General features: G+C 63.4%; 8 protein-coding genes. 5 read left to right on the forward strand and 3 right to left on the reverse strand.

What is annotated here, in order from left to right; translation table 11 throughout:
- The first annotated feature begins 5 nt into the window (after window positions 1-5).
- The gene (locus ACPFMA_RS25080) at window positions 6-3,848 is read left to right on the forward strand and encodes a sensor domain-containing protein (protein WP_425928966.1); all 3,843 of its coding nucleotides are present in this window, start codon (window positions 6-8) and stop codon (window positions 3,846-3,848) included.
- A gap of 119 nt (window positions 3,849-3,967) precedes the next feature.
- Complete coding sequence (gene glyA / locus ACPFMA_RS25085; protein ID WP_009398971.1) at window positions 3,968-5,221, forward strand: serine hydroxymethyltransferase; 1,254 nt, start codon at window positions 3,968-3,970, stop codon at window positions 5,219-5,221.
- Between the two features lie 242 nt (window positions 5,222-5,463).
- On the opposite strand, the gene yjiA is transcribed toward glyA, so the two are convergent.
- From yjiA to ACPFMA_RS25100, 3 genes are all read right to left on the reverse strand, one after another.
- Complete coding sequence (yjiA, locus tag ACPFMA_RS25090; protein WP_425928967.1) at window positions 5,464-6,432, reverse strand: GTPase; 969 nt, start codon at window positions 6,430-6,432, stop codon at window positions 5,464-5,466.
- An 80-nt stretch (window positions 6,433-6,512) separates the two neighbouring features.
- Entirely contained in the window at window positions 6,513-6,710 is a 198-nt protein-coding gene (locus tag ACPFMA_RS25095) for a YbdD/YjiX family protein (RefSeq protein WP_064303554.1), read from the reverse strand.
- A 15-nt stretch (window positions 6,711-6,725) separates the two neighbouring features.
- Window positions 6,726-8,792, reverse strand: a complete 2,067-nt coding sequence (locus ACPFMA_RS25100) for a carbon starvation CstA family protein (protein ID WP_009398968.1) — start codon at window positions 8,790-8,792, stop codon at window positions 6,726-6,728.
- Window positions 8,793-8,974: 182 nt separating this feature from the next.
- Here ACPFMA_RS25100 and ACPFMA_RS25105 point away from each other — a divergent pair, with 182 nt between their 5' ends.
- The 3 genes from ACPFMA_RS25105 (at window position 8,975) to ACPFMA_RS25115 (ending at window position 12,839) form a co-directional block, all read left to right on the forward strand.
- Window positions 8,975-9,358, forward strand: coding sequence for a PilZ domain-containing protein (locus ACPFMA_RS25105; RefSeq protein ID WP_425928968.1), 384 nt, complete (start codon window positions 8,975-8,977; stop codon window positions 9,356-9,358).
- Window positions 9,359-9,603: 245 nt separating this feature from the next.
- Complete coding sequence (locus ACPFMA_RS25110; RefSeq protein WP_037060104.1) at window positions 9,604-11,127, forward strand: nucleobase:cation symporter-2 family protein; 1,524 nt, start codon at window positions 9,604-9,606, stop codon at window positions 11,125-11,127.
- 176 nt (window positions 11,128-11,303) lie between these two features.
- Window positions 11,304-12,839: a tyrosinase family protein gene (locus ACPFMA_RS25115; protein WP_425928969.1), complete on the forward strand. Its 1,536-nt coding sequence runs from the start codon at window positions 11,304-11,306 to the stop codon at window positions 12,837-12,839.

Consider the following 12,839-nt stretch of genomic DNA (forward strand, 5'->3'; position numbering starts at 1 on the left):
ACCGTTTGACCGACCTCAATCAGCCGCCTTCCTTGCGCAAAGCCGCCGTTGCGTCGGGTCAGCCCCTGCGCGGCTCGCTCAAGGGTGCCCTGGCCACCCTGGCCTTGCTGTTGCTGGCTCTGCTGCTGTGGCAAACCTTCGATCAATACCGCCGCACCGTCACCGAACGCCGCCAGCACAGCATCGATGCCAGCGCCGAGATTGCCGATCGCCTCAACCTGAGCCTGGCCCTGGAAGCCGAACGCACACGCAACCTGCTGCCGGTCGGTGCCACTGCACCAGATACCGACGTCCTGGCGGGGCTGTACGCCCGCCTGCACCAGCGCCAGCCCGCCCTCGCCAGCCTGGCCTGGCTCGATGGCGACGGGCGGATCCTGCGCGACAGCCTTGGCCCGTCGCCGGACCAGGCGGCCATGACCGAACTGCTGCGCCTGAACCACGAGCAGGATCATCACTTCAGCAATGCGCCCGGCAACGAGCGGGTCTATCTGTTGCTGCGCCAGCGCGACGGCGCTGGCTACTGGCTGCTGCGCTTCGAACCGTCCTGGTACCAGCAACTGGCCGAACGCCTGGAGCCCGCCGACCATCTCCAGTGGCAACTGGAAAACGGCCAGACCGCCGGGATCATCCAGCAGCACCTGCAACGCCAACAGGCGACGTCGCCGACGACCGAAACCGCACCGCTGCAAAGCGTGATGCTGGCCTTCGTCGATAACAGCGACTGGCAACTGCGCGGCTTCCACGATGCCGAGCGCACCCGCGGTGAACTGCTCCCGGCGCTGGTCGGCAAGGCCCTGCTCGGCCTGCTCTGCGCGCTGCTGCCCGTGCTGGCACTGTTCAACATGCGTCGGCGCAACCAGATGCTCCAGGCCGGGCGCCGCCGCTACCAGGACATCTTCGAAAGCACCGGCGTCGCCCTGTGCGTGCTGGACCTGTCGGGCCTGGACCCGATCCTCGACCGCCTGCGCCTGCGCAGCCGCCTGGAACTGGAACAACGCCTGGACGCCGACCCGACCTTGCGCGAGCAATTGCTGCGCGAGTTGAAGGTCACCGAAGTCAACCAGGTTGCCCTGCAGCTGCTGGGCGTCGATTGCTGCGAAGGCACCTGGCGGCACCTGATCGCCGGCAATGCCCTGGAAAACGGCGGCGTCGGCGTGCAACTGGTAGCGGCGGTGCTGGACCGCCAGGCACGCCTGGAACTGGAAGTGCGCTTGCCGACCGCGCATGGCCTGGACCAGCACCTGTGGCTGATGGTGCGCTTCCCTGAACAACGCCGCGATTATCGGGCGGTGATCCTCAGCATCAGCGATATCACCAGCCGCAAGCGTGTCGAACTGTCGCTGCTGGAGCGCGAGAGTTTCTGGTCCGACGTGGTCCGCACCGTGCCGGACCAGCTCTACGTCCAGGACGTGCAAAGCCTGCGGATGATCTTCAGCAACCGCCATCTTGGCCAGACCCTCGGCTACGAGCGCCACGAGCTGGCGCGCATGGGCGAATTCTTCTGGGAGATCCTGCTGCATCCGGAGGACGCCGAGCTGTACCGCGACCTGCGCCGCCAGCAGCGGGAAAGCGGCTATGTCGAGCAACTGCATTGCCAGTTGCGCTTCCGCCATCACGACCAGCGCTGGCGCCGCTACGACATCCGCGAACAGGTGCTGACCCGGGATGCCGCCGGCAACGTCACGCGGATCATCGGCGTGGCCAAGGACGTCACCGACCAGTTGGAGGCCAGCGAATCCCTGCGCGATAGCGAACAGCGCTATCGCATGCTCGCTGAAAGCATCAGCGACGTGATCTTCTCCACCGACGACCGCCTCCAGCTCAACTACGTCAGTCCTTCGGTGCAATCGGTGCTGGGCTACGACGTCGAGTGGATTTTCAGCAACGGCTGGCAGTCGACCATCGCCAACCCGGCACAACTGGCCGGGCTGTATACCCTGGTCGAGCGGGTCAACCGCGCGCTCGGCGATGCCGCGCAACTGGCCGCGCTGCGTACCCAGGTGCCGACCCAGTTGTTCCTCTTCGACTGCCTGCGCGCCGATGGCCGCAAGATCCCTATCGAACTGCGCCTGGTGCTGGTCTGGGACGAACATGACCAGTTCGGCGGGATCCTCGGCGTCGGTCGCGATATCAGCCAGCAGCGCCGTGCGGAAAAAGACCTGCGCATGGCCGCGACGGTCTTCGAGCATTCCACGTCGGCGATCCTGATCACCGATCCGGCCGGCTACATCGTCCAGGCCAACGAAGCCTTCAGCCGGGTCAGTGGCTATGCCGTGCGCGACGTGCTCGACCAGGTGCCGAGCATGCTCACGGTCGACGGCCAGCAGGACTCGACCCTGCGCTACATCCTCAAGCAACTGCACCAGCACGGCACCTGGGAAGGTGAGATCTGGCTCAAGCGACGCAATGGCGAGCACTACCCGGCGTGGGTCGGCATCACCGCGGTGCTCGACGACGAAGGCGACCTGGCCAGCTACGTGTGCTTCTTCACCGATATCAGCGAGCGCAAGGCCAGCGAACAGCGCATCCATCGCCTGGCCTACTACGACGCCCTCACCCACCTGCCCAACCGCACGCTATTCCAGGACCGCCTGTACACCGCGCTGCAGCAGGCCGAGCGGCACAAGTCGTGGGTGGTGCTGATGTTCCTCGACCTCGACCGCTTCAAGCCGATCAACGACTCCCTCGGCCATGCCGCCGGCGACCGCATGCTCAAGGACATGGCCGAGCGCCTGCTCGATTGCGTCGATGACGACGACACGGTGGCGCGCATGGGTGGCGACGAGTTCACCCTGCTCCTGCAGCCGCGGGCGACCCGGGAAATGGCGCTGCACCGCGCCGTGCATGTGGCCGAGCAGATCCTCACCAGCCTGGTGCGGCCGTTCGTCCTGGAGAACCGCGAGTTCTTCGTCACCGCCAGTATCGGCATCGCCCTCAGCCCGCAGGACGGCAGCGAGCTGAGCCAGTTGATGAAGAACGCCGACACCGCGATGTACCACGCCAAGGAACGCGGCAAGAACAACTTCCAGTTCTACCAGGCCGACATGAACGCCAGCGCCCTGGAGCGCCTGGAGCTGGAAAGCGACCTGCGCCATGCCCTGGAGCAGAACGAATTCATCCTCTATTACCAACCGCAGTTCAGCGGCGACGGCAAGCGCCTGACCGGAGCCGAGGCCCTGCTGCGCTGGCGGCATCCACAGCGCGGGCTGGTGCCGCCGGGGGATTTCATCCCGGTGATGGAGGAACTGGGCCTGGTGGTGGATGTGGGCGACTGGGTCATCGCCGAAGCCTCGCGCCAGCTCAAGGCCTGGCACCAGGCCAGGGTGCGGGTGCCGAAGGTCTCGGTGAACATCTCGGCGCGGCAGTTCTCCGACGGCCAGCTGGGCAACCGCATCGCCGCCATCCTCAAGGACACCGGCCTGCCGCCGGCGTGCCTGGAGCTGGAACTGACCGAAAGCATCCTGATGCGTGAAGTCCACGAGGCCATGCAGATCCTCGACAGCCTGAAGAACCTCGGCCTGAGCATCGCCGTCGACGATTTCGGCACCGGCTATTCGTCGCTCAACTACCTCAAGCAGTTCCCCATCGACGTGCTGAAGATCGACCGCACCTTCGTCGACGGCCTTCCCGAGGGCGAGCAGGACGCGCAGATCGCCCGGGCGATTATCGCCATGGCCCACAGCCTCAACCTGGCGGTGATCGCCGAGGGCGTGGAAACCCATGAGCAGCTGGAATTCCTCCGCGAACATGGCTGCGACGAAGTCCAGGGCTATCTGTTCGGCCGGCCGATGCCGGCCCACCAGTTCGAGGCGCAATTCAGCAACGAAACCCTGTTCATGCTGGAATAGCAGCCGGTTTTCCCCTGCTTGAATCCCATTTGTCCGCCAGATGACGCCCTTTCATATGCCAGACAAAAGTCTATGGGGTAGAATGCCGGCCTATTTCAGCCCGATCCTTGAGGACCGCCATGTTCAGCCGTGATTTGACCATTGCCAAGTACGACGCCGAGCTCTTCGAAGCCATGCAGCAGGAAGCCCAGCGCCAGGAAGAGCACATCGAGCTGATCGCTTCGGAAAACTACACCAGCCCGGCCGTGATGGAGGCCCAGGGCTCGGTCCTGACCAACAAGTACGCCGAAGGCTACCCGGGCAAGCGCTACTACGGTGGTTGCGAGTACGTCGACGTGGTCGAGCAACTGGCCATCGATCGTGCCAAGGAACTGTTCGGTGCCGACTACGCCAACGTCCAGCCGCACGCCGGTTCCCAGGCCAACGCCGCGGTCTACCTGGCCCTGCTGTCGGCTGGCGACACCATCCTCGGCATGAGCCTGGCCCACGGTGGCCACCTGACCCACGGTGCGTCGGTAAGCTCGTCGGGCAAGCTGTACAACGCCATCCAGTACGGCATCGACGGTAACGGCCTGATCGACTACGACGAAGTCGAGCGCCTGGCGGTCGAGCACAAGCCGAAAATGATCGTTGCCGGTTTCTCGGCCTACTCGCAGGTCCTGGACTTCGCCCGCTTCCGCGCCATCGCCGACAAAGTGGGTGCCTACCTGTTCGTCGACATGGCCCACGTGGCCGGCCTGGTCGCCGCAGGCGTCTACCCGAACCCGGTTCCGTTCGCCGACGTCGTCACCACCACCACCCACAAGACCCTGCGTGGTCCGCGTGGCGGCCTGATCCTGGCCCGTGCCAACGCCGACATCGAGAAAAAGCTGAACTCCGCAGTCTTCCCGGGCGCCCAGGGCGGCCCGCTGGAGCACGTGATCGCGGCCAAGGCCATCTGCTTCAAGGAAGCGCTGCAGCCTGAGTTCAAGGCCTACCAGCAGCAGGTCGTGAAAAACGCCCAGGCCATGGCCAGCGTGTTCATCGAGCGTGGTTTCGACGTCGTTTCCGGCGGCACCCAGAACCACCTGTTCCTGCTCTCGCTGATCAAGCAGGAGATCTCCGGCAAAGATGCCGACGCTGCCCTGGGCCGCGCCTACATCACCGTCAACAAGAACTCCGTGCCTAACGACCCGCGCTCCCCGTTCGTCACTTCGGGCCTGCGCTTCGGTACTCCAGCCGTCACCACTCGCGGCTTCAAGGAAGCCGAGTGCAAGGAACTGGCTGGCTGGATCTGCGACATCCTGGCTGACCTGAACAACGAAGCGGTGATCGACGCCGTTCGCGAGAAGGTCAAGGCCATCTGCAAGAAGCTGCCTGTCTACGGCAACTGATTCAGGGCTGTACTGAAAAAACCGATGCCGGGTGACCGGCATCGGTTTTTTGGTGGCTGCAAGATCGCCACCGACCACTGTGGGAGCGGGTTCACCCGCGATTGCAGTAGTGAATTCACCATAGCAATCGCGGGTGAACCCGCTCCCACAGGGTACGCGTCGTGCTTTGGAACTGTTCTCTGCGCGACAGCGCAGCCTGAAAGGCTGGGCGGACTCCCACAGGGGCCGCGGTGTTCTCTGGATCAGCGACTCAACGCCTCGAACCCCGCCCGGATCTTCTCTTCCGGCAACTGATCGGCGATAAACACCATCACGCTTTCCCTCGTTTCGCCCTCGGCCCACTCGGTGTCCCAGTCGAAGCCATACAGCTTCAGCACGCCCTGGAACACCAGGCGCCGATCCTCCCCGGCGATATTCAGCACGCCCTTGTAGCGCAGCAGCTGCTTGCCATGCTCCTCCAGCAGCTCGTTCATGAACTCGCTGAGCCGGTCGATATCCAGAGGCGTTTCAGTGCGCAGCACCAGGCTGGAAATCCGGTCCGGGGCGGTGGTCGCCAGCACCGGCCGCAGGCTCATGCCGCCACCGAGGTCGGCATTGAGATTGAAGCCCCGCACATCCAGCAATTCGGCCAGGTCGATCCGCCCGTGATCCACCACCCGCACCGGCGCGCGACGGTTGATCCGGCCGAGCCGCGCCGTCAGCGCTTCGACCGTGGCGTCGTCCACCAGGTCGGTCTTGCTCAGCAGCAGGCGGTCGGCGAACCCGACCTGGGCCTGGGCGATGGCCTGGGTCAGGTGCAGGTCGGCATGGGCCGCGTCCACCAGGGTGATGATGCCATCGAGGATGTAGCGATCACGCAGTTCCTCATCGATAAAGAAGGTCTGCGCCACCGGCGCCGGGTCGGCCAGGCCGGTGCATTCGATCACCAGGCGGTCGAAGGCGATCTCACCGCTGTCCAGACGCTCCAGCAGCAGGAACAGGGCCTTGGTCATGTCGGTGTGGATGCTGCAGCAGACGCAGCCGTTGGCCAGGGTCATGACCTCGACCGGCGCGTCGCCAAGCAGTTGGGTGTCGATGCCGGCATCGCTGAATTCGTTTTCGATGACGGCGATCTTCAGGCCGTGCTCGGCCTTGAGGATATGGCGCAGCAGGGTGGTCTTGCCGGCACCGAGGAAACCGCTGAGCACGGTTACGGGAATGGGGGAATGCACACGAATTCTCCTGACGCTGAAAATGACTGTGGGAGCCCGGTGCCCCGGGCTCCCACAGGTTTGTCGCTAGCGGCCGAAGCTCAACAGCACTTCGGCCCACCCTTGCCGCCGTAACGGGCTTCCTGGCGTTCGCGGAAGAACGCCTCGTAGCTCATCACCGGCTGGTCCGGGTGCTTCTTCTGCATGTGCTCGACGTAGTTGTCGTAGTCGGGCATGCCGACCATCAGGCGGGCTGCCTGCCCCAGGTACTTACCCAGTCGACCCAGGTCGTTGAACATCACTGCATTCCTCTATCAAGCTTCCGGCTGGGCCTGGAACGGGGTTTCCTTGTCGCTGCGCTCCTTCTTGCCGAGGGCGGCGTAGCCGACCTTGAGGGCGAAGAACAGGATGCTGAAGACCACCACCAGGAACAGCACGGTCAGGGTTGCGTTGGTGTAGGCGTTGAAGATCACGTGCTGCATCTGCCCGATGTCCTTGGCCGGAGCCAGGACCTGGCCAGCGTCCAGCGCGGTGCTGTATTTCTTGGCCAGGGCCAGGAAGCCGACCGCCGGGTTCGGGTCGAACAGCTTGATCAGGCCCGCCGTGGTGGTGCAGATCAGCAGCCACACCGCAGGCACCAGGGTGACCCAGATGTACTGCTGGCGCTTCATCTTGATCAGCACCACGGTGCCGAGCATCAGGGCGATGCCGGCGAGCATCTGGTTGGAGATGCCGAACAGCGGCCACAGGGTGTTGATGCCTCCCAGCGGATCGATCACGCCCTGGTACAGCAGGTAACCCCAGAGCGCTACGCAGCCGGCAGTCGCGAGCAGGTTGGCGCCCCAGGACTCGGTGCGCTTCAGCGCCGGGACGAAGCTGCCCAGCAGGTCCTGCAGCATGAAGCGACCGGCACGGGTACCGGCGTCCACCGCGGTGAGGATGAACAGCGCCTCGAAGAGGATCGCGAAGTGGTACCAGAAGGCCATGGTGTTTTCACCCGGCAATACCTGGTGGAGGATCTGCGCGATACCCACTGCGAGGGTCGGCGCACCACCGGCACGGGCCAGGATGGTGTGCTCGCCGATGTCGCGGGCGGTGGCTTCAAGTTGCTCGGGGGTGATGGTGAAGCCCCAGCTGCTGACCGTCTGCGCCACCGACACGACGTCGGCACCGACCACGGCGGCCGGGCTGTTCATGGCGAAGTAGACACCCGGCTCGATCACCGAGGCGGCGACCATGGCCATGATGGCAACGAACGACTCCATCAGCATGCCGCCGTAGCCGATGTAGCGGGCGTTGACTTCGTTGTCCAGCAGCTTCGGCGTGGTCCCCGAGGAGATCAGCGCATGGAAGCCGGACACCGCGCCACAGGCGATGGTGATGAACAGGAACGGGAACAGGGTGCCCTTCCAGACCGGGCCGGTACCGTCGGTGAACTGGGTCAGCGCCGGCATTTTCAGCTCGGGCGCGATGATCAGGATACCGATGGCCAGGCCGACGATGGTGCCGATCTTGAGGAAGGTGGAGAGGTAGTCACGCGGTGCCAGCACCAGCCATACCGGCAGTACGGCGGCGACGAAGCCATAGCCCACCAGCATCCAGGTGATCTGCACGCCGGTGAAGGTGAATGCAGGGCCCCATACCGGATCCGCGGCAACCTGGCCCCCCAGCCAGATGGACAGCAGCAGCAGGACCACGCCGATGATGGAGATTTCACCGATGCGGCCCGGGCGGATGTAGCGCATGTAGATGCCCATGAACATCGCGATCGGGATGGTCGCGATCACGGTGAACATGCCCCACGGGCTTTCAGCCAGTGCTTTCACCACGATCAGCGCCAGCACGGCGAGGATGATGATCATGATCAGGAAGCAGCCGAACAGGGCGATGGTCCCCGGGATCCGGCCCATCTCCTCGCGCACCATGTCGCCCAGGGAGCGACCGTTGCGACGGGTGGAGAGGAACAGGATCATGAAGTCCTGCACCGCACCGGCCAGCACGACGCCGGCGATCAGCCACAAGGTACCGGGCAGGTAGCCCATCTGTGCGGCAAGCACCGGCCCGACCAGCGGCCCCGCGCCGGCGATGGCCGCGAAGTGGTGACCGAAGAGGATGTGCTTGTTGGTCGGGACATAATCCAGGCCATCGTTGTTGAGCACCGCCGGAGTGGCCCGGCGAGGGTCCAGCTGCATCACCTTGGTGGCGATGAACAGGCTGTAGTAACGGTACGCGACCAGGTAGATCGCCACCGAGGCGACGACAATCCACAAGGCATTGATGGCTTCGCCACGCCGCAGGGCAACCACCCCGAGCGCACAGGCCCCTAGTACTGCCAGCACCAGCCAGGGGATATGGCGGGCCAGGCTATTATTGTTGTTCATGGTTCGCTTCCAGCAAATTGATTAAAGGTAGCGTTTCGAGTCTAGCGACACTGGCCGGAAAGGCCAGCCCCCACGTTGGTCTAGAGCCTCTGAAGCCCTTCGCCACTATCGAAGATTGCGCCCCTTGGGCGGTGCTGGCAAGGGCTGGACTATAGTTGTCGAACCCACCCGGAGGGCCGAGCATGAGCGAGCAGAACGATCGTCGACGCTTCAAACGCATTGCCTTCGATGCCCCCACCGAATTGATCCAGGGCGCCCGGCGCTGGAAGGCCACGCTGGTCGACATCTCCCTCAAGGGGCTGCTGGTGGAGGTCCCGTCCAGTTGGGATGCCGATGGCGAACAGTTGTTCGACGCCGAGGTCACCCTCAGTCCCGATGCGAAGGTGCTGATGCAGGTGCAATTGCGCCATGTAGAGAAAACCCAGCTGGGCTTCATCTGCCTGCACATCGACCTGGCTTCGATGGAGCACCTGCGCCGCCTTGTGGAGCTTAACCTGGCAGACCGCACCGAACTGGAGCGCGAATTCCATCAATTGATCGAAGATCAAGATCTTTTAGCGCCCTAACCTTTTCGCCCCGCCTGCATTTCCTGTCCAGCCAGACAGCTTATTTAGCGCTGTACACGGTTTTTTCCTACACCGTGGTACAGCGTCTCGCCTTTTTGGAACGATTACTGCAACCGCTATTTGGCCAAATCAATGGCCTTACTGTTCCTGAGCCAATCGATAAATTGTATACAATTTCTCTGGCAATGTTTGGCAACAGATGTCTACAGTAGCGGCACAACAATAAATACCGAGATCCTGCTCCCATGAATACGTCCTCACCAAGCACGTCTTCCACTGCGCCTCGTCCGGAAGATGAAAACCTCGGCCTGGGTGCCAACGTCGCTTATGGTCTGCAACACGTTCTGACGATGTATGGCGGTATCGTTGCGGTGCCGCTGATTCTTGGCCAGGCTGCCGGCCTCGGCCCTGCCGAGATTGGCCTGCTGATCGCTGCATCGCTGTTCGCCGGCGGCCTGGCGACCCTGCTGCAAACCCTCGGCCTGCCGTTCTTCGGTTGCCAGTTGCCGCTGGTGCAGGGCGTGTCGTTCGCCGGTGTGGCGACCATGGGCGCGATCCTCTCCACCGAAGGCGGCGGCGGCTTGCCAGGCGTGCTCGGGGCGGTGATGGCCGCATCGTTCCTCGGTTTCCTGATCACCCCGATCTTCTCGCGCATTACCAAATACTTCCCCCCGCTGGTGACCGGCATCGTCATCACCACCATCGGCCTGACCCTGATGCCGGTCGCGGCGCGCTGGGTGATGGGCGGCAACAGCAAGTCGCCGGAATTCGGCAGCATGGAGAACATCGGCCTGGCCGCCCTGACCTTCACCTTCGTGCTGGCCCTGAGCAAGCTCGGCAGCGCCTCGATCTCGCGCCTGTCGATCCTGCTGGCCATGATCATCGGCACCCTGATCGCCTGGTCGCTGGGCATGGCCGACTTCAGCAAGGTGCTGGACGGCCCGCTGGTGGCGATGCCGTCGCCGTTCCACTTCGGCATGCCGACCTTCCACATCGCCGCGATCCTGTCGATGTGCATCGTGATCATCGTGACCCTGGTGGAAACCTCGGCCGACATCCTCGCCGTCGGTGAAATCATCGACACCAAGGTCGACTCGCGCCGCCTCGGCGACGGCCTGCGCGCCGACATGGCGTCGAGCATCCTGGCACCGATCTTCGGCTCCTTCACCCAGAGCGCCTTCGCCCAGAACGTCGGCCTGGTCGCGGTCACCGGCGTGAAAAGCCGCTACGTGGTGGCCACCGGTGGCGTGATCCTGGTGATCCTCGGCCTGCTGCCGATCATGGGCCGGGTGATTGCCGCAGTACCGACCTCGGTGCTGGGCGGCGCGGGCATCGTGCTGTTCGGCACCGTGGCGGCGAGCGGGATCCGCACCCTGTCCAAGGTGGAATACAAGAACAACATGAACCTGATCATCGTCGCCGCCTCCCTGGGCTTCGGCATGATCCCGATCGCGGCACCGAACTTCTACGATCACTTCCCCAACTGGTTCGAGACCATCTTCCACTCGGGCATCAGCTCGGCGGCGATCATGGCGATTTCCCTGAACCTGCTGTTCAACCACTTCAAGATCGGCAACTCCGACCAGCAATCGGTGTTCGCAGCCGGTTATGAGCGCACCGTGGTCTATTCCGACATCTCCGCCCTGCGTGACGGCGACTACTTCAAGGACGGCAAGCTGTTCGATGCCGACGGCAAGGAAATCCCGATGGTGGCCGAGGATGAGCATGCCGCAACGGCGCCGCGACGAAAGGCCGTTGCCGAGCACTGATTACACGGCAGTTCTCAAGGGGCCGATGCGCAAGCATCGGCCCCTTTTCGTTTGGTTGGTGCACGTATATTTCCTTCAACATCCCGACGCGCGGATATGGCACTTTGATGCCACAGGCCTATCGTGAGCAGGCCCGTATGGAACATCCCCTCACATGGAATATGGAGAGCGTGAACATGACGTATGTGCGTAAGGATCTGTGGGATCTGGGAGACGGCTGGAACGACACCATGTTGTGGTACGCCAAGGCCGTACAGGAATTGCAGAAGCGACCGATCACCGACAACACCAGTTGGCAATTCCTCGGCGCTATCCATGGTTTCAAGAAAGACCTGTGGATCAGCCACTGGCAGATCGACGAAGAAACGCCCCTGCCCACGCAGAAGGACCAGGATCTGTTCTGGAACCAATGCCAGCACCAGAGCTGGTACTTCCTGCCCTGGCACCGTGGCTACCTGCTGGCGTTCGAAAACATCGTGCGCGAGACGATCATCAAGCTCAATGGCCCATCGGACTGGGCACTGCCCTACTGGAACTACAACGAGATCGGCACCCGGTTGCACAGTGTCACCCTGCCGCACATCTTCTACGAAACCAAGTTGCCCGACGGCACCAACAACCCGCTGGCCCTGCCGAAACTGCGCTTTGGCAACACGATCGACGGGCGCGTGGTTATCAACCCGCTGAAAATCAACCTCAAGTCCCTGGACATCGCCCTGTTCACCGGCGGCGCCACGGGCGGTACGCCTGGCTTCGGTGGCCCGGAAACCGTCTTCCATTTCGACGGCGACGTACAAGGCGGCCTGGAAAACAACCCGCATAACCCAGTGCACATCGCTGTAGGTGGCCACATCAACAGGCCCGGCGAGAAAGACCCGTTCGAAGGCCTGATGTCTGACCCGCAAATGGCCGGCCTGGATCCCGTATTCTGGCTCCACCATGCCAACATCGACCGCCTCTGGCAGGTCTGGCTCGATCGCAATCCGGCCCACAAGAACCCGGTCGATGATCCGGCCTGGGTCGAGGGTCCTCCTTCGGGTGGCCGCCCGTTCATCATGCCGGCACCGGACGGCAGCACCTACACCTACATCGTCTCGCAGATGCTCAGCCTGCAAGACCTGGGCTATACCTACCAGGACCTTCCAACACCACCCCAGGCGAACCTCGCCACCGCGAAGGTGGAGGCAACGGCAGTGGCCGATACCAAAGTCACCGAACTGCTCGGCGCCAATGCCCAGCCGATCAAGCTGCTCGGCAGTCGTTTCGAAAGCCCTGTACGCCTGGACAAGCCCGGTATCGCCAAGGTCGCGCAGAAACTTGCCGCGCGCGGGCTGCTGACGGCCGGCAACGCGGCGCCGTTACCAGAGGAGCGGGTCTACCTGAACGTGGAGAATATTCGCGGCAAGCTCAACGCCGTGATCCTCTCGCTCTACGTCAACCTGCCGGATGGTGCGTCGCCGGAGGCCCATCCTGAACTCTACGCAGGCGACATCGGATTGTTCGGCGTACGGGTAGCCAGCCAGAAGGATGAAAGTCACGCCGGGGCCGGCCTGACAGCGGTCCTCGACATTACCGACATCGTTAACCGTCTGAATGTACAAGGTGACCTGAACCTGGATCATCTGCACATCAGCCTGTTCGCCAGCACCGACCTGACCCCGGCGGCCGATATCTCCATCGGTCGCATCAGCGTCTACCGCCAGGGCCAGTAA

The sequence above is a fragment of the Pseudomonas sp. NyZ201 genome (genome assembly GCF_049860765.1).
In the GTDB taxonomy this organism is placed as follows: domain Bacteria; phylum Pseudomonadota; class Gammaproteobacteria; order Pseudomonadales; family Pseudomonadaceae; genus Aquipseudomonas; species Aquipseudomonas bharatica.